Genomic DNA, 18,240 nt, shown 5'->3' with positions numbered 1-18,240 from the left:
TATTGACAAGTTATTTGTAATAGGTATATAATGAAGTTACAGATTAATATAAAATAGGTCTTCGGGGGTGGGTGAGATTCCCTACCGGCGGTATAGCCCGCGAGTTACGTCAAGTAGCATGATTTGGTGAGATTCCAAAGCCGACAGTAAAGTCTGGATGAGAGAAGAATATTACAATGAATGATTATTATATTGTAAATGCATCCCGGAGTTTAATACTTCGGGATTTCTTATTTTCCCCTCGAAAATAGGAGGTAAAAATGGAAAAAGTAAATGTTGTGGGCGTCAAAAAAAGAAAACTTTCAACAAGAGTCTTAGTTAAAGTTGGATTGTTATCAGCGGTTGCATTTCTACTTATGTTTATAGAAATGCCAATACCTGGATTATTTCCAGATTTTTTAAAGATAGATATCTCTGATATGCCAGCATTAATAGCAGGTCTTGCAATGGGACCAGCAGCAGGAATATGTGTTGAAATAGTGAAGAATTTCCTTCATACTATTGTAGCTACAACTACAGGTGGCGTAGGGGAGATAGCAAATATAATAGTTGGAAGTGCTTTTGTAGTAGCAACTTCAGTAGTATATAGAAGGAAGAAAGATTTTAAGAGTCTTGTTATTGGATTTGTATGTGGTACATTGGCAATAATAGCAGTTGGCTCTATAGTTAATTACTTCTTTTTACTACCATTTTATGGACAGTTAATGGGAATGGATGCGATAATAAGTTTAGGTAAAGCTGTAAATCCAAATGTACATAATTTATTGACATTTGTAATTTGGTTTATTGCACCATTTAACTTAATAAAGGGAGTTATGATATCAATACTATCAATTCCTTTATACAAGAAATTAGAAAGATTAATAAAAGAAAATTAATAAGAGTAATTTAGAATACATATAAAAAGCGACATACAGTCTGTATGTCGCTTAAATTTATTAGTTAGAAAAACTAGATTAATTCATGTCTAAGAATTATATCTCCATCTAAAGTTTTTACAATAAACTCATTATTATCTAATATTGCATATGAGTGAGGATTATTGTTTTTAGGAATAGATATACTTCCTGGATTAAGGTAATGTATACCATCAATTTTTTCTGCCTTTAAAATATGTGTATGACCTGATAAAAAGCATGAGTTTTCAGGTAGTTTAACCTTATTTTTTTCATTATAAAGATGACCATGTGTAATAAAAAGTCTTTTTCCTTCAAAAATCATATTAGAGTAACTGGCCTGTATAGGAAAATCAAGAACCATTTGATCTACTTCGCTTTCACAATTTCCTCTTACAGCCATAATAATCTCAGCATTTTTGTTAAGGATTTCTATTATTTCCTTTGGATTATATCCTTTTGGAAGGTCATTTCTAGCACCGTGATAAAGTATATCACCTAGTATTAAAATAAAATCTGCATTTTCTTCTTCGAATATTTCCATAGCTTTTTTTAGATAAAAGCTTGAACCGTGTATGTCTGACATTACAAAATATTTCATAATGAATCCTCCTTTGCAAGTATATTATAACAAGTTGAAAAATCAAGTCAATAGAATAATTAGAAGATTATAATATTATTTTCTTTATTATCTAATATAATAAAAAAATTATAGGTACTTTGTTAATCTTTTTTTCTTAAAAAACTATAATTTTTATAGATATTTATAGTTGTGTAAATACGATTTTTCTATTTAGAATATTAAGATTAGGCTTAAACATTGTGAATACTAGAATAGCTATTGAAAAAACTTGAGAGTAGATGATATAATAAAAGGTGGTAATTTTTTATAGATTAATTAAAAGCGTTAATATATATAATTTAATAAATATATTTCCGACAAAGATATTAAAAATATATTTATTAAAATGTAAGTTTGTTAATAGGAGGGACTATGAAGGAATTTTTTCTTGAAAATGAAAAATTCACTGAAGATATAGGTCGAAAGCTAGGTAAAAGATTATTTCCAGGGGCTATAATATGCCTAAATGGAGATCTTGGTGCAGGGAAAACGACTATTACGAAGAGTATAGCCAAGGCTATGGGAATAGAGGATGACATAACAAGTCCAACTTTTAATATAGTAAATGAATATACAGAAGGTAATATAACATTGTATCATTTCGATGTTTACAGAATAGCTTGCAGTGAAGAAATGTATGACATAGGTTTTGAAGAATATATTAATTCAGATGGAGTATGTATAATAGAGTGGTCAAATCTTATTGAGGATATATTACCTGAAGAAAGATTGGAAATACTTCTTACATATCAAGATGAGGGAAGAAAAATAGCTCTTAATCCTGTGGGAAGTAAGTATAAGAAAATAGTCGAGGAGGTGACTGTATAATGAATATATTGAGCTTTGATACTTCGACTAAGGCTGCAAGTATAGCCCTTTTGAAGGGAGATGTACTTGTAGGTGAAATATTTATAAATGATAAAAGAACTCATTCACAAAAACTTATGCCTATGGTTGAAAGTCTTTTTAAACTTGCTGATATTACAGCAGATGACATAGATCTTTTGGCAGTATGCATAGGGCCAGGATCATTTACTGGATTGAGAATAGCTATGGCAACAGTGAAGGCTATGGCACACGCTAAGGATTTGAAAATTGTAGCTGTGGACTCATTAGAAAGCCTAGCTTTTAATGTTTCGGATTCTTCAAAGAAGATAATACCGATACTTGATGCACAGGGAAAGCAGTTATATACAGCTTCTTATAAGATGATAGAAGGGGAGCTTAAAAGATTAAATGAGATAGAAGTTGTCGACATAGATGAACTTCTTAAAGATATAGAAGAATCTGGAGAGAAAGTAGTAGTACTTGGAGAAGGGCTAGATAAGTGTAGAGAGAAGTTTACTATGGATTCAATTGAAATAGCATCTCCAGATAAAAATATTTCAAAAGCTTCGAGTGTTGCTTGTATTGCTAGAGAAAAGTTTGAAAAGAATATTGATATACATAGTTGTTATGATATAGTTCCAATGTATATTAGAAAATCTCAAGCAGAGATACAATATGAAGAAAAGCAAAAGAAACTTAAAGAATCTAAAGAGAGTAAGTAAGAGGAAGTACTATGAAATGTAGAAGTATGAAGATGGAAGATGTAGAGGCTGTCCATGAAGTAGAAGTATCTGCTTTTCCAGGCCCTTGGTCTCTTTCCTCATTTAAAAGTGAGATGAAAAATAAATTGGCAAAATATATAGTTGCAGAAGACGAAGATGGAAAAATAGTCGGCTATATAGGGGTTTGGTATATAATAGATGAGGCTCATATAAATAATGTAGCAGTTCATAAAGATTATAGGGGTAGACAGATAGGAAGTATACTGATGGAGCATCTTATAGAGAGTTGTTTAGAAAACTCTATTAACTCAATTACTTTAGAAGTGAGAAAGAGCAATGAAGTTGCCCAAAATCTTTATAGAAAATATGGTTTTAAGCCGAGTGGAATAAGAAAAGAATATTATAGTGATAATAGAGAAGATGCAATAATAATGTGGAAACAGATAGAGGAGGTGAAATAGATTATGAGTAAAAATGAAGATTTAAAAATGAATTTAAAAAAATCTGATTGCGAGTTTTTAGAAATTAAGGATACGAAAAAATCAGAAGACGATAAGGAAAATTCTAAGGAAGATATAATAACTCTTGCAATAGAAAGTAGTTGCGATGAAACAGCATGTGCTATTTTGAAAAATGGAAGAGAAGTTTTGACAAATATAATTTCAACTCAAATAGAAACCCATAAAAAATTTGGTGGAGTAGTGCCTGAAGTAGCCTCAAGAAAGCATATAGAGAATATAGACATAGTAGTACAAGAAGCTTTAGATGAAAGCGGATTGGGATTTGACGATATTACACATATTGCTGTAACATATGGTCCAGGATTAGTAGGGGCTTTACTTGTAGGTCTATCCTATGCGAAGTCACTTGCATTTACATTAAATAAAGATTTAGTGGGAGTCAATCATATAGAAGGACATTTAAGTGCAAATTACATAGAACATAAGGATTTAAAGCCACCATTTATAACTTTAATAGTGTCAGGTGGACATACTCATCTTGTAGAAGTTAAAGACTATGGTGTTTATGAAATTCTTGGAAAGACCAAAGATGATGCTTCAGGAGAGGCTTTTGATAAAGTTGCAAGAGCATTAGGTTTAGGATATCCAGGTGGACCTATTGTAGATCAAATGGCTAAAAAAGGAAATCCAGAAGCAATAGATTTTCCGAGAGCATGTCTCCATGAAAATGACTATGATTTTAGCTTTAGTGGAATCAAGTCTTCAGTTTTAAATTATTTAAATTCTATGAAGATGAAAAAGAAAGAAGTTGTAGTGGAAGATGTATGTGCTTCATTTCAGGCAGCAGTTGTAGATGTTCTTACTCAAAAAGCTATAAAAGCGTGTAAAGACAAAGGTTATAAGACAATTACACTGTCAGGTGGAGTTGCTGCAAACTCAGCTTTGAGAGAGAAGATGAGTGAGCTTTGTAAAAAAGAAGGACTTGATTTGAAGTATCCTCCTATGATTTTGTGTACAGATAATGCAGCTATGATAGGTGCTGCTGGATATTATAGATATATAAATGGAAGGAGAGATGGAATGGATCTAAATGCCGTTCCAAATCTAAAAATAAATCAAGGATAGCGGAGGTAAGAGGATATGATAATGTTATCGTGTAATAAGGTGACGAAAAGCTTCGGTGTAGAAACTATTCTTGAGGACATTTCATTTTCTATAAATGAAGGTGATAAAGTAGGTATAGTAGGCGTTAATGGTACGGGAAAGACTACTTTATTTAAGATAATAACGGGAATTTATGGATATGATAGCGGGGAGATATATAGCTCAAAAGAATGTAGAATTGGGTATTTGGAACAGAATACGAATTTTCATTCAGATAAAACAATTTATGAAGAAATGATAAGTGTTTTTGATGATTTAAGAGAGGCTGAAGTAGAGCTTAGAGAAATGGAAAAAGAAATAGCAAAACTTTCAAAAGATGGAGTAGCCCCGACTGAAGAATTAAAGAAATTGATGGATTCGTATGGCAAAAAGTATGAAGCATTTGAGGCAAATCATGGATATAGCTATAAGAGCGAAGTAACAGGAACTCTTAGAGGACTTGGATTTGTAGATGAAGATATGGATAAAGAGATAAATGTTTTATCTGGTGGAGAAAAAACGAGAGTTCTTCTAGGTAAATTGCTTTTAAGCAAACCATCTTTGTTATTATTAGACGAGCCTACAAATCACCTTGATTCTGAAGCTGTAGAGTGGTTAGAAGGATTTTTGAGGTCATATGAAGGGACTGTAATGATTATATCTCATGATAGATATTTTCTAGATCAATCGGTCAATAGAATCTTTGAGATGGCAAATAAAAAGTTAACTGCCTATAATGGAAACTACACTGAATACATAAAACAAGCTAGAATACAAAAAGAAATAGATATAAAAAGATATGAAAATCAACAAAGAGAAATAAAGAAACAAGAAGAGTCCATAGAAAGATTAAAATCTTATGGAAGAGAAAAACATATAAAAAGAGCTAGAAGCAAAGAAAAGATGTTGAGTAAAGTTGAAAAACTTGAAAAACCACAGGAATTTAGAAAAAAAGCCAAGTTTAGATTTCAAAGTACTGCTCAAAGTGGAAATGATGTTTTGAGAGTTGAGGACTTGGAAAAAAGATTTGATGACAGAGTTTTATTCAGTGGGGTAAACTTTGACATATATAGAGGGGAAAAGGTAGCGCTAATTGGTCCAAATGGTGTAGGAAAGTCTACTCTTTTCAAAATTCTGATGGGTGAGGAAACTCAGAATGGCGGAGATTTCAAAATCGGTCAAAATGTATATCCTGCGTACTTCCATCAGGAACAAAAAACTTTGAATTTAAAGAATACAATAATAGATGAGATATGGGATGCAAATCCTCATCTTACACAAACAGAGGTAAGAAGTCTATTAGGGGCATTTTTATTTTCAGATGAAGATGTATTTAAGGAAATTAGTCTTTTAAGTGGTGGAGAAAGGGCTAGAATAGCAATATTAAAACTTATCCTTTCAGAATCCAACCTACTTCTTTTAGATGAGCCTACAAACCATTTAGATATAGACTCAAAAGAAGTGTTAGAAGAAGCGCTATTAGAGTATGATGGTACTATTTTTACCATATCACATGATAGATATTTTCTTAACACAGTAATTGACAAAATTCTGCTACTGTCCGAATATGGAGTAACCGAATACTTGGGAAATTACGATTACTACATGGAGAAAAAGAATCAGCAAAAGGACATTGAAAAGCTTGTTAATGAGTCTAATATTGAAGAAAAAACCAAGACACAAATTAAAGAAGAAAAAAGACGAGAAAAAGAACAAAAACAAAGGGAAAACAAGGCAAAAAGCGAAGTTAAGAAGATTGAACAAGAAATCGAACTTCTTGAAAAACAAATACAAGGTTTGGAGTTTATGCTCTGCCAAGAAGAAATATATTCTTCCCCTGAAAAATCAAAAGAGGTTAATCAGGAAAAAGCTGAGCATGAGAAAAAATTGGAACATTTATACCAAAAATGGGAAGAAAAAATGGTATAATCTGTTTTAAATTTATCGAAAATAATGTATAATTGATTGTGTAGTAGTTTTTTGTCGGAAAATGGCAAATAATAGTTTATTCGAAATAATGAAATAAAAAAGATTGATAGAGCAAAAGAAAGATTAGGAGGAAAATTATGGCAAATAAGAATATTTCTATGGCTGTAATCAGAAGACTGCCGAAATACTATAGATATTTAGCAGATCTATTAGCTAGAGATATAAACAGAATATCTTCAAAAGAGCTAAGTGAGATAATAGGATTTACAGCTTCACAGATAAGACAGGATTTAAATAACTTTGGAGGCTTTGGTCAGCAAGGATATGGATACAATGTGGAAGCTCTTCATAAGGAAATTGGAAAGATATTAGGTTTAGATAAAAAATATAAGACAGTATTAATAGGAGCAGGTAATCTTGGACAGGCGCTTCTTAACTATGCAGGTTTTAGAAATGCAGGTTTTGATATAGGAGCAGTATTTGATGCAAATCCTAAGATGATAGGTCTTAAAATAAGAGATTATGAAATACTTGATTCAGATGATATAGAAAAATATGTACTTGAAAATAATGTGGATATAGCTATTTTATGTATACCAAAGAACGGTGCACAGGAAGTAGCTGATAAGTTAGTCGGTGTAGGTGTAAAGGGAATATGGAACTTTGCTCCGATAGACCTTGAGGTACCATCTGATGTAATAGTAGAGAGTGTAAATCTTACAGAAAGTTTATTTACACTATCTTATTTAATGAAGGAAAGAGACGACGAAGAATAAACTATTATTAAATGGAGAGTTATGCAGGATAGTGCATAGTTTACGGTATACTTTAGAGTGAAAAGTGTGTTTTATTTGTTTTTTAATATATTAATATGTATGATGGATTGTGAAAAGGGTTATATTGCTTGAAATGGAAGTTGAGCAATGTAATCCTTTTTTATTAATAACAATTCTCAATTAATAGAAAGAAGGTTAAGGAAAATATTTTAAATAAAAACAAAATATATTGATTAAATAATGCTTTTATAGTATTTACAAAAAAAATATAAAAAAAGTATAAAAATCAATTGCAAATATTATTCCACTCTGTTATAATAAATTTATCGATAAAATATATGTTTATAGGAGGTACAAAATGGCTTACGTAATTACAGACGCTTGTATTAGTTGTGGAGCATGTGCTGGTGAATGTCCAGTATCATGTATATCTGAAGGAGATGGAATCTATGTAGTAGATGCATCTGCTTGTATAGACTGTGGAACTTGTGCTGGAACTTGTCCAGTTGACGCTCCAAAGCCAGAATAATCGGCGTAAAATAATTTAGCAGAATATCCCAATGCTTTGCATTGGGTTTTCTTTTGCTAAAATTTATAAAACTACTATAATTATATAGAGTTAAATTGTCCTAATAATTAAAATCAAAAATACTCAAAAAAATCTTATATTCATCAGTCAGTAGTTTAAAATATGAAATTTCATGTAAAATAGAAAGTAATATAAATGTAAAAACAAAGACAAATAAATAGAAAATAAATAGGATGACTTTAAATATATGCTAAAGGAAGAAGATGTTACTTTAAGAATCAGTATTAGGGAATATATTTGAATAAATGAATGTTATGCACTAGCAATAAATAATAAATAATTATAAAACGAAATTTAAATATCTAGTTGAAATTAGATAAAAATACATGTAAAATGCAGAGATAGTAAAATGTGTCAAATAAATAGTCATTATTTATTTATCTAATGTATAACGAAATTATACTTAATAAACTAAATCAAAAAAAAGAAGAATAAAGCCATTTAAATATGCCTAAAAGGAATTAGATAAGAAGTATTGACTCCCTTTTCAGAAAATAAAAAACTTTTTTTTAGTAAGCTAAAAATATAAAATAAAAATCAAACTTAATAAAATAATGGGAATTAAAGTAATTACTAAAAAAATATACTGTCAAAATTAAATAAATTATAAGAAAATTACAAGAAAAATATTGTTAAATCATAAACTATTATACACTAAATTATCTATGTGTGTTATAATTTGATTGTAGTTAGGAAAATGTTTCGATAAACCGTATTTAGTTTGTTGATTACAATATTTCCGGCAAATATCAAAGAGTATCTTAATTTTAAGGAGGCTTACAAATGGCAAATGTATTTGAAATGGCACAGGCACAGGTAAAGAGAGCATGTGATAAATTAGGAATGGAACCTGCAGTTTATGAACTATTAAAGGAACCAAGAAGAGTTATAGAAGTTAATATCCCAGTTAAAATGGATGATGGTTCTATAAAGATATTCCAGGGATGGAGATCTCAGCATAATGATGCAGTTGGTCCAACAAAGGGCGGAGTTAGATTCCATCAGAACGTTTCACTAGAAGAAGTAAAGGCACTATCTATATGGATGACATTCAAGTGCTCAACTACAGGTATACCTTACGGTGGTGGTAAGGGTGGTATCATAGTTGACCCATCTGAATTATCTGAAGGTGAATTAGAAAGATTATCTAGAGGATACATCGACGGAATATACAAGTTAATAGGAGAAAAGGTTGACGTTCCAGCTCCAGACGTAGGAACTAACGGTAAAGTTATGTCTTGGATGGTTGACGAATACAACAAGCTAGTAGGAACATCTGCTATAGGTGTTATAACTGGTAAGCCAGTTGAATTTGGTGGATCATTAGGTAGAAATGAAGCTACTGGATTCGGTGTTGCAGTTACTGCAAGAGAAGCTGCTAAGAAGCTTGGTATAGATATGAAGCACGCTAAGGTTGCTGTACAGGGATTCGGTAATGTTGGTGCGTTCACAGTTAAGAACGTTCAGAAACTTGGCGGAACTGTTGTTGCAATGGCAGAATGGTGCAAGGAAGCTGGACCATACGCTATATACAATGAAGAAGGTCTTGATTTCCAGGCTATGTGGGATTACAGAGCTAAGAATGGTAACTTATTAGATTTCCCTGGTTCAAAGAGAATATCTATGGACGAATTCTGGGGAAGTGATGTTGATATAGTAATACCAGCTGCTCTAGAAAATGCAATAGATGCAGATGTTGCTGGAAAGATAAAGGCAGGTCTAGTTTGTGAAGCTGCTAATGGACCTACTACTCCAGAAGGTGATGCTGTTCTAAATGAAAGAGGAATAGTTCTTACTCCAGATATATTAACAAATGCTGGTGGTGTTACAGTTTCTTACTTCGAATGGGTACAGAACCTATACGGATACTACTGGACTGAAAAGGAAGTTGAAGAAAAAGAAGAAATAGCTATGGTACAGGCATTCGAAAACCTATGGGCTATAAAGGAAGAATTCAACGTAACAATGAGAGAATCAGCTTATATGCATTCAGTTAAGAGAGTAGCTGAAGCTATGAAGCTTAGAGGATGGTACTAAAATATAAATAGTTGTACTATTTCAAAATACAAAATAGAGGGCGTTTTTAATAAAGCCATTAAGCAACATATAAATATAATACAACTTAATAGAGAAGGACCGCAATTTGCGGTCCTTTTTGTTTTATTCATTTTATTAAAGATAAACTGCTGTAATATACAAATTAGATATATATGCTATATTAAATATTAATGATTTTTTAAGAAAAAAATGATAAAATAAAGTATATAATACGATTGAAAACTAAAAAAAATGCTTATAATTCAATACTATCTAGTCAAAATATAAGTGATACTATTTATGATGATGAATATATTTAAAAGAGACGGACGATGTAAAAAACTAATATATTTTAAAGTGCCTAAGTTAAATTAAGTAGTAAAAGGTTTGGTAAAATATATGAATTTGCAAATAAACAATTATTGGCAGATAAATTAACGGAGGATTATTATGAAGGGAATACTAAAGAAAATAATAACTCTACTTGTACTTGTATTTGTTTTAATCGCAGCAGCAGGATATAGCTTGAAAGCTACAGATCCTATTGATGACAAAGACAGATTGTGTAATGTAGATGAAAGAATGGATGTAGCTCAGATAAACAAAAGAGTTATAAAGTCTGTAGGGCTTCAAGGTGATGGAGCTGTTGTAGATATGGAACTAAACAATTATACTTTTAGAAAGCTCTTAAAGTATAATTTAGTGAAATATGGAAAACAAGATTTTGAAGCATACTCATTTAATCTAAGGGGAGATAAGTTACTAGTTCAGGTTCCTAAAAAAATAGGACCATTCGACTCTCAAATAGATGTTTTGATGAGTCTAGGTAATGATAAAGACAATATGATATTGTCTGTAGATAAAGTTAAGGTGGGGAAAATACCGCTTCCCAAAAGTCTTGTAGATAATAAAATTGATGATATGGTATCTTTGGGCGTAGATAGAATATCTACTGAAAAGGGCAAAATATATATAAATCTTAATAATGTTGATTTAGGAATTGAAAAGATTTATATAAAGGATAGCAATCTTGAAATAAAACTAAAGGTTACAAAAGAAGATATAAAAAAGATAGGAGTAGAAATAATAGATAGTTTATTCGATTTTTAAGGTGAAATGGGCGCGTATAGTTAATACCGTCCTTTTTTATTTTTGAATATAAAAAGGAGTAAATTTAAAAAATATGATGAAAATAAAGATAAACGTTTTTTTAATGGAGATAAAAAAAGAAGAAATTATATATTGAGAAAAAACAACTAAATAATAATACATATCAAAAGAAAAAGAGTATTATAGTATATTGACAATTTTTATAAATTAACATATAATATTAAATATATTAGGTTAATTATTATTAAAATTTAAATACTTATTAAATTTCAGAAAAGGAGGAGCTTTTATGAACCTTTCAATTGCACCAGTAGGTGTTCCTATGAAAATAGTGAAAATAAGAATCAAGGGAGAACAGAAAAAATTACTTGCCAACATGGGTTTTGTTGAAGAAGCTATGGTAACAGTAGTATCCTCTGCTACAGGTAATATAATAGTTAATGTTAAAGACAGTAGAGTTGGTGTTGGTCTTGACCTATCATCAAAAATAATGGTTTCACCACAATAAGAACTTTTTAAATATATTATTTAGAAATTAAGTGACAAGGAATATATTTATCTTTTGATATATTGTGGTATTTTAGAATGATAAATAGTTTATAGAAAATAAGTGGACTGGGGGAGATTTAGTGATAACATTAAAAGATTCGGAAGTTGGAAAAAATTATATGGTAAAAAAAATAAAGGGTGAAGGTGCTCTTAAAAGAAGGATTATGGATATGGGTATTACAAAAAATACTCAGCTTTATGTACAGAAGGTTGCACCCTTAGGAGATCCAGTACAGATTACAGTGAGAGGGTATCAACTTAGTTTGAGAAAAGATGATTCTTCATGTATTGAAATTGAAGAAATATAATTAAATAATACTATTCAATAATATTGATTTGAAATCTTATCTCTTGAATCTTGCTATTTTATATAAAATACAGAGGAGAGGTAGGTTTAATTTTATGCTTTACAAGTGAGAATGATTTACAATATTATTGACAAATTTAAAAATAAGGAAAGGGGAACAAAATGAGTATTACAATTGCGTTAGCTGGTAACCCGAATTCTGGGAAATCCACATTGTTTAATGCTTTGACTGGTTCGAATCAATATGTTGGTAACTGGCCAGGTGTTACAGTTGAAAAAAAAGGGGGCGTTTACAAAAAGGATAAGGAAGTAAATATTACGGACCTTCCTGGAATATATTCTTTATCGCCCTATACATTAGAAGAAGTAGTAAGTAGGGAATATCTTATAAATGAAGATCCTGATGTTATAGTAAATGTTGTAGATGCTTCAAATATAGAGAGAAACCTATATCTTACTACTCAACTATCAGAGTTAGGAATACCTATGGTTATCGCCTTAAATATGATGGATATAGTAGAAAAAAATGGAGACAAGATAAATGTTGAATATCTAAGTGAAAAATTAGGTTATCCAGTAATTGAAATTTCTGCTCTTAGAAATAGAAATATAGATAAGGTGATAGAAGTATCAAAGAAAGTAGCTCATGGTAATCATGTTCATATAAGCTCTTTTGATGGAAATGTAGAAAAGTTAGTTTCAGATGTAGAAAAGAGTATTGAAAATATAGTAGAGGAGAAGCATAAGAGATGGTATGCAATTAAGCTTATAGAAAATGATGAAAAAGCTATAAAGGGTTTAGATTTGCTACCGTCTAATAAAGAAGAAATCAACAAAATTATAGAAAAGGCTGAGGAAGAACACGATGATGACGGAGAGGGAATTATTACAGATGCTAGATATACTTACATATCTAATATAATTTCTCAAACTGTCAAGAAAGGAAGAAGCGGTCTTACAAGAAGTGATAAAATAGATAGAATAGTTACAAATAGAATACTTGCTATACCTATATTTGCTGCAATTATATATTTAGTTTATTTCATCTCTGTCGGTGTAGTCGGCGGTGGTGTAACAGATTGGGTAAATGATGTATTCTTTGGTGAAATAATCGGTGGTAATGTAGAGAGTTTTCTTGAAGCTGCAAAAGTAGCTCCATGGTTAACAAGTTTGGTAGTTGATGGTATAATAGGTGGTGTAGGAGCAGTTCTTGGATTCACTCCTATAATAGCTACACTTTATTTTTTCCTTGCAGTTTTGGAGGATGTTGGCTATATGTCGAGAATAGCTTTCATTCTTGATAGACTTTTCCGTAAGTTTGGGCTTTCAGGAAAGTCATTTATACCGATTCTTATAGGTACAGGTTGTTCAGTACCAGGAATAATGGCAACTAGAACAATTGAAAATGAAAACGACAGAAGAATGACTATGATGGTTGCTTCATTTATGCCTTGTGGTGCTAAAACAGAGATTATAGCCTTGTTCTCAGCTTCAGTATTTGCTGGGGCAAAGGGATGGTGGTTTGCTCCTCTATGCTACTTTGTTGGTATATTGGCTGTAATTATATCAGGAACAATGCTGAAAAAGACATCGATGTTTGCAGGAGACCCAGCACCATTTGTAATGGAACTTCCTGAATATCATATGCCCACAATTGCAAATGTACTTAGAACTACTTGGGATAGATTAAAGGCATTTATTATAAAAGCAGGTACAGTAATATTACTTGCTACAATAGTAATATGGTTACTTCAGAACGTGTCTACTAGCTTTGAGTTTGTAGAATTTTCAGGAGAGAGCCATTCTATATTAGAAGCTATAGGAAGAACTATTGCACCTGTATTCTCACCATTAGGATTTGGACAATGGGCAGCAACAGTTGCAACAATATGTGGACTAGTAGCCAAAGAAGTAGTAGTTTCAACATTTGGTGTTGTTGCAGGTATAGGAGAAGTAGCAGGTGATGATCCATCTATGCTTCAGTATGCATCAACAGTATTTACTACAGTTTCAGCATTAAGCTTTATGCTTTTCAATCAGCTTTGTGTGCCTTGCTTTGCGGCTGTAGGAGCCTTGAGAGAAGAGATGAGAAGTGCAAAGTGGACATGGTTTGCAATTATTTACCAGCTATCATTTGCTTATGCAATATCTCTTATGGTGTACCAATTTGGAAAGGTTTTAGTTTTAAAGCAGAGTCCAACTGTTTGGACAGCAATAGCAGTAGCAGTACTTGTATTTATGCTTTATATGTTATTTAGAAAGCCAAGAAAGAGTAAAAACATAGAAGTAAAAAGAGCAGTATCAGAAAATTAATATAAATTTAAATTAATCCGACTTGAAAGGGGATGTTAGTATGAACGGACCTACAATTGCAGTGCTTTCAGTAGTAGTAATAGCAGCAGTATTAGCAACTATTAGAGTTAGAAAAAAAGGTGGATGCAGTGGTTGTTCAAAGGGCTGTGGATCTTCTTGTGGATCTTGCAGTGTAAATTCAAAAGAGTAGTTAGAAATTGTCCGATGTATTGAAAAATACATCGGATTTTTTGCTATAAATAAAAAAGAAGAAAGAATAAGATAAGATGAGTAAAACAATTAAGATAAGACTTTAAAAAATCAATATTTTTCTTATATTTAAAGAACTTAGCAAAAATTGTAATTTCAAAAGATGCTGTGAAAACTTTATATTTTCTATTGACATTAACTCTTAAAGGTGATAATCTCATTAAGAAAGACAATATAAAATTTAGATTTTTTATACTTTAATTGGGTCCTGTGAGGCCAAAAAGGAGGAAAACATGTTAAAAGGAAGACATCTAGTAAAACCAGATGATTTTACTGTAGAAGAAATAGATTCCGTATTGGAATTAGGAATGCAAATCAAATCAAATCCAGAAAAATATATCAATGTATGCGAAGGCAAATTGCTTGCTACTTTATTTTATGAACCATCTACAAGAACTAGACTAAGTTTTGAGTCAGCAATGAATAGACTAGGTGGTAGAGTAGTAGGTTTCTCAGACCCTTCAGCATCGTCAACATCAAAAGGAGAATCTTTGGAGGATACTATTACCATAGTATCTCAGTATGTAGACATAATCGCAATGAGACACCCTATATCAGGTGCAGCAAACCATGCAGCAGCTGTAAGTTTAAGACCATTTATAAATGCAGGAGACGGCAAAAACCAACATCCTACACAAACTTTAACAGATTTATTAACTATAAAGGCTAATAGAGGCTCTTTAGATAATCTGAAAATAGGTATGTGTGGGGATTTGAAGTACGGAAGAACTGTACATTCATTGGCAAAAGCCATGTCAAGATACAAAAATATTGAATTTGTTTTTATATCACCAGATGAGTTAAAAATGCCTGATAATGTAAAGATGGAAATAGAAGGTACAAAATATTCAGAAATAAATAATTTGGAAGATGCAATTGGAGATTTAGATGTTTTGTATATGACAAGGATTCAGAGAGAAAGATTTGAAGACCCAGAAGAATATGAGAGATTAAAAGATAGTTATATACTAGATACAGAAAAAATGAAAATAGCAAAAGAAGATATGATGGTCCTTCATCCGTTACCAAGAGTAAATGAAATATCTGTGGAAGTGGATAAGGATCCAAGAGCTAAATATTTTGAACAGGCACAGTACGGAATGTATGTTAGAATGGCTCTGATAATGAAATTACTAGGATTATAAGGCGGGTGTGAAATGGAATATACAATAGTAGAAAATAGATATGTAGGCGAAGATATGTATTATATGAAGATTGCTGGGAAATTTGAGGCAAAGATGGGACAGTTTTTTATGTTAAGAGCATGGGATAAGTATCCACTTTTATCAAGACCTATAAGCATTTATAATATAGATGAGGAAGGCATAAGCTTTTTATACAAAGTAGTAGGTGAAGGAACAAGAATACTTTCCAATCTAGAAGAAGGAGAGGGGATTACTCTTCAAGGACCTTATGGAAATGGATTTGAGAAGGTAGAAGGTAAGGTTGCTTTAGTAGGAGGTGGAGTAGGAATAGCTCCATTGTACATGGTGGCTCAAAATATAGAACACTGTGATTGTTATCTGGGATTCAACAAAGAGTCAATAATGACAGAGGATTTTGAAGAAGTATGTGATAATGTATTTACAACTGTTGGAGATACATTTATTACAGACATTATAAATGCAGAAAAATATGATTATATACTTGCTTGTGGACCAACACCTATGATGAAAAAACTTATCTCTATGACAGAAAATACAGATACAAGAATACAGGTATCTCTTGAAAATAGAATGGCATGTGGAGTCGGAGCTTGTCTAGTTTGTACATGTAAAACGAACTCAGGTAATAAAAAGACTTGTAAAGATGGTCCAGTATTTTGGGGAGAGGATGTGATTTTATAATGGTAGATTTAAGAGTCAATTTGTGTGGAAAAGAGCTTAAAAATCCTATTATAATGGCATCTGGGACATTTGGATTTGGTAAAGAATATAAAGAAATATATGACATAAATATACTGGGAGGAGTAAGTTCGAAAGGTCTTACATTAAATAAGAAACAAGGAAATGAAGGATTGAGAGTTTATGAAACAGCAGCAGGTATGATGAACAGCGTAGGACTTGAAAATCCAGGGCTTGAAGGTTTCCTAAAAAAGGAACTTCCGGAGTTTTCTAAGCTTGATTTATGTAGAATAGTTAATTTAGGTGGAAGTTGTGAAGAAGATTATCTAGAAGGTGCAAGAATGCTAGAAGATAAAGACTTCGACATGATAGAACTAAATATATCTTGTCCAAATGTAAAGTCAGGTGGAATGGCATTTGGTATAAAGTCTGATGTTGCAAGAGAAGTAGTAAGAGAAGTTAGAAAGGTAACAAAAAAAACCTTAATAGTAAAACTTTCACCAAACGCAGAAGATATTGTAGAGATGGCCAAGGTATGTGAAGAAGAAGGGGCGGATGCAGTTTCTTTGGTAAATACTTTCAAAGCTATGGCAATAGATATTAAAAAAAGAAAGCCAGTATTTAACAATGTTACAGCAGGTCTTTCAGGACCAGCAATAAAGCCGATAGCTCTTAGAATGGTATATGAAGTAGCCAAGGCAGTAAAGATACCAGTTATTGGTATAGGCGGAATAATGAGTGCAGAAGACGTTATTGAATTTATAATGGCTGGTGCAACTTGTGTTCAAATTGGGACAGCAAACTTTGTAGAGCCTAAAATAGGTGAAAAGATTATAAAAGACTTGGAAAAGTATATGGAAGATAATAATATAAAAAGTTTTGATGAGATTAGAGGGATAATATAGGGTTATTCTTTAAAATATAGAATTTAGAAAATATATTGGAGGATTAGATATGAGCGAAGTTAATGTAATAGAAATATTAAAGGATTGTGACGCATTATTAGAAGGACATTTTTTACTTTCTTCAGGAAAGCATTCAAATAGATATGTACAGTGTGCAAAGATACTTAGATTTCCAGATCAGGCAGAGAAGGTACTCGGTGTAGTAGTAGATAAAATAAAAGACCTAGATATAGACCTAGTAGTAGGACCTGCTATGGGTGGAGTAGTAGTTTCATATGAACTAGGAAGACAGCTAAGAAAAGAAGCTATATTTACAGAAAGAAAAGATAATGTAATGCAGCTTAGAAGAGGTTTTGAGATTAAGCCAGGAGCAAAGATAATAATATCAGAAGACGTAGTAACAACTGGAAAATCAACAAAGGAAACAAAGAAAATATTAGAAGATTTAGGTGGAGAAGTAATAGGTGTAGCTTGTATAGTTAATAGAACCAAGGAAGATATAGGTATGCCAATATATAGTGCAATAGATCTTGATATACAGGTTTATGATAAAGAAGATTGTCCTTTATGTAAGGAAGGAAAGCTAGACCTTGTAAAACCTGGTAGTAGAGAATTTAAATAAGAGAGAGTAAGATTTTAAAGTAATAAAAGTAACCCGAATACATTTGTATTCGGGTTATTTTTATATAAAAATATTATAAAAAATAGTTTATAAAATAAGCTAGAGGGGGACAAAAGTCATAATAATAATTAGCTAAGCAAAATATTGTTTTAATAATGAGAAATAAAATAAAAAAATATAAAGCTTAAGATAAAAATATAAATATAAAATAAGAGGTAATAAGAAAATAGCAATATAAAACAAAAAAGTTCAGATAAAATATTTACATTGACGATGAAATTTGATAAAATTTGCATATGTTTAATTATAATTAAATAATAAGGCAATCAAAATGAATT

The 18,240-nt window shown here is 31.4% G+C and carries 19 protein-coding genes and 1 riboswitch; of the genes, 18 read left to right on the top strand and 1 reads right to left on the bottom strand.

All coding sequences use genetic code 11. The features are described 5' to 3' along the window. The first annotated feature begins 53 nt into the window (after positions 1-53). A riboswitch (FMN riboswitch) is annotated at positions 54-173 on the top strand. An 87-nt stretch (positions 174-260) separates the two neighbouring features. After that, positions 261-878: an ECF transporter S component gene (locus BMY82_RS04600; protein WP_091975173.1), complete on the top strand. Its 618-nt coding sequence runs from the start codon at positions 261-263 to the stop codon at positions 876-878. Between the two features lie 73 nt (positions 879-951). Here the strand turns inward: BMY82_RS04600 and yfcE are convergent, their stop codons facing one another. Next, positions 952-1,497: a phosphodiesterase gene (gene yfcE, locus BMY82_RS04595; protein WP_091975171.1), complete on the bottom strand. Its 546-nt coding sequence runs from the start codon at positions 1,495-1,497 to the stop codon at positions 952-954. A gap of 393 nt (positions 1,498-1,890) precedes the next feature. Between yfcE and tsaE the strand changes: the two genes are divergently transcribed. The 17 genes from tsaE to pyrE all read left to right on the top strand — a co-directional run bounded on the left by tsaE (position 1,891) and on the right by pyrE (position 17,902). Continuing rightward, on the top strand, positions 1,891-2,346 hold the full coding sequence (gene tsaE / locus BMY82_RS04590; protein ID WP_091975169.1) for a tRNA (adenosine(37)-N6)-threonylcarbamoyltransferase complex ATPase subunit type 1 TsaE: 456 nt from the start codon (positions 1,891-1,893) through the stop codon (positions 2,344-2,346). Next, positions 2,346-3,068: a tRNA (adenosine(37)-N6)-threonylcarbamoyltransferase complex dimerization subunit type 1 TsaB gene (gene tsaB / locus BMY82_RS04585; RefSeq protein ID WP_091975167.1), complete on the top strand. Its 723-nt coding sequence runs from the start codon at positions 2,346-2,348 to the stop codon at positions 3,066-3,068. Before tsaE ends, tsaB begins: the two co-directional genes overlap by 1 nt. A gap of 11 nt (positions 3,069-3,079) precedes the next feature. Next, on the top strand, positions 3,080-3,529 hold the full coding sequence (gene rimI / locus BMY82_RS04580) for a ribosomal protein S18-alanine N-acetyltransferase (protein WP_091975164.1): 450 nt from the start codon (positions 3,080-3,082) through the stop codon (positions 3,527-3,529). Between the two features lie 3 nt (positions 3,530-3,532). Continuing rightward, entirely contained in the window at positions 3,533-4,654 is a 1,122-nt protein-coding gene (tsaD, locus tag BMY82_RS04575; RefSeq protein ID WP_242938912.1) for a tRNA (adenosine(37)-N6)-threonylcarbamoyltransferase complex transferase subunit TsaD, read from the top strand. A 15-nt stretch (positions 4,655-4,669) separates the two neighbouring features. After that, positions 4,670-6,601 carry a ribosomal protection-like ABC-F family protein gene (gene abc-f / locus BMY82_RS04570; protein WP_091975162.1) on the top strand — a complete coding sequence of 644 codons (1,932 nt, stop codon included), beginning with the start codon at positions 4,670-4,672 and terminating at the stop codon, positions 6,599-6,601. Between the two features lie 137 nt (positions 6,602-6,738). Continuing rightward, positions 6,739-7,377: a redox-sensing transcriptional repressor Rex gene (locus BMY82_RS04565; protein WP_180366732.1), complete on the top strand. Its 639-nt coding sequence runs from the start codon at positions 6,739-6,741 to the stop codon at positions 7,375-7,377. 358 nt (positions 7,378-7,735) lie between these two features. After that, positions 7,736-7,906, top strand: a complete 171-nt coding sequence (locus BMY82_RS04560) for a DUF362 domain-containing protein (RefSeq protein ID WP_091975158.1) — start codon at positions 7,736-7,738, stop codon at positions 7,904-7,906. A gap of 843 nt (positions 7,907-8,749) precedes the next feature. After that, the gene (gene gluD, locus BMY82_RS04555) at positions 8,750-10,003 is read left to right on the top strand and encodes an NAD-specific glutamate dehydrogenase (RefSeq protein WP_091975155.1); all 1,254 of its coding nucleotides are present in this window, start codon (positions 8,750-8,752) and stop codon (positions 10,001-10,003) included. Between the two features lie 450 nt (positions 10,004-10,453). Further along, complete coding sequence (locus tag BMY82_RS04550) at positions 10,454-11,113, top strand: hypothetical protein (RefSeq protein ID WP_091975153.1); 660 nt, start codon at positions 10,454-10,456, stop codon at positions 11,111-11,113. Between the two features lie 289 nt (positions 11,114-11,402). Further along, the gene (locus BMY82_RS04545) at positions 11,403-11,621 is read left to right on the top strand and encodes a FeoA family protein (protein WP_091975151.1); all 219 of its coding nucleotides are present in this window, start codon (positions 11,403-11,405) and stop codon (positions 11,619-11,621) included. Between the two features lie 124 nt (positions 11,622-11,745). Then, positions 11,746-11,970, top strand: coding sequence for a FeoA family protein (locus BMY82_RS04540; protein WP_207645482.1), 225 nt, complete (start codon positions 11,746-11,748; stop codon positions 11,968-11,970). A 161-nt stretch (positions 11,971-12,131) separates the two neighbouring features. Beyond that, the gene (gene feoB, locus BMY82_RS04535) at positions 12,132-14,282 is read left to right on the top strand and encodes a ferrous iron transport protein B (RefSeq protein WP_091975148.1); all 2,151 of its coding nucleotides are present in this window, start codon (positions 12,132-12,134) and stop codon (positions 14,280-14,282) included. A 40-nt stretch (positions 14,283-14,322) separates the two neighbouring features. Continuing rightward, complete coding sequence (locus BMY82_RS09400; protein WP_144019718.1) at positions 14,323-14,472, top strand: FeoB-associated Cys-rich membrane protein; 150 nt, start codon at positions 14,323-14,325, stop codon at positions 14,470-14,472. Positions 14,473-14,764: 292 nt separating this feature from the next. Beyond that, complete coding sequence (gene pyrB, locus BMY82_RS04530) at positions 14,765-15,676, top strand: aspartate carbamoyltransferase (protein ID WP_091975146.1); 912 nt, start codon at positions 14,765-14,767, stop codon at positions 15,674-15,676. A 12-nt stretch (positions 15,677-15,688) separates the two neighbouring features. Then, positions 15,689-16,378 carry a dihydroorotate dehydrogenase electron transfer subunit gene (locus tag BMY82_RS04525; protein WP_091975144.1) on the top strand — a complete coding sequence of 230 codons (690 nt, stop codon included), beginning with the start codon at positions 15,689-15,691 and terminating at the stop codon, positions 16,376-16,378. Beyond that, positions 16,378-17,280 carry a dihydroorotate dehydrogenase gene (locus BMY82_RS04520; RefSeq protein ID WP_091975142.1) on the top strand — a complete coding sequence of 301 codons (903 nt, stop codon included), beginning with the start codon at positions 16,378-16,380 and terminating at the stop codon, positions 17,278-17,280. Before BMY82_RS04525 ends, BMY82_RS04520 begins: the two co-directional genes overlap by 1 nt. Positions 17,281-17,329: 49 nt before the next feature. Next, positions 17,330-17,902 carry an orotate phosphoribosyltransferase gene (pyrE, locus tag BMY82_RS04515; protein WP_091975140.1) on the top strand — a complete coding sequence of 191 codons (573 nt, stop codon included), beginning with the start codon at positions 17,330-17,332 and terminating at the stop codon, positions 17,900-17,902. Positions 17,903-18,240: the final 338 nt, after the last annotated feature.

The organism is Peptostreptococcus russellii (genome assembly GCF_900110295.1).
Lineage (GTDB): Bacteria > Bacillota > Clostridia > Peptostreptococcales > Peptostreptococcaceae > Peptostreptococcus > Peptostreptococcus russellii_A.
Note: the sequence above shows the minus strand (reverse complement) of the source record. Positions and strands in the feature narration are given on the sequence as shown.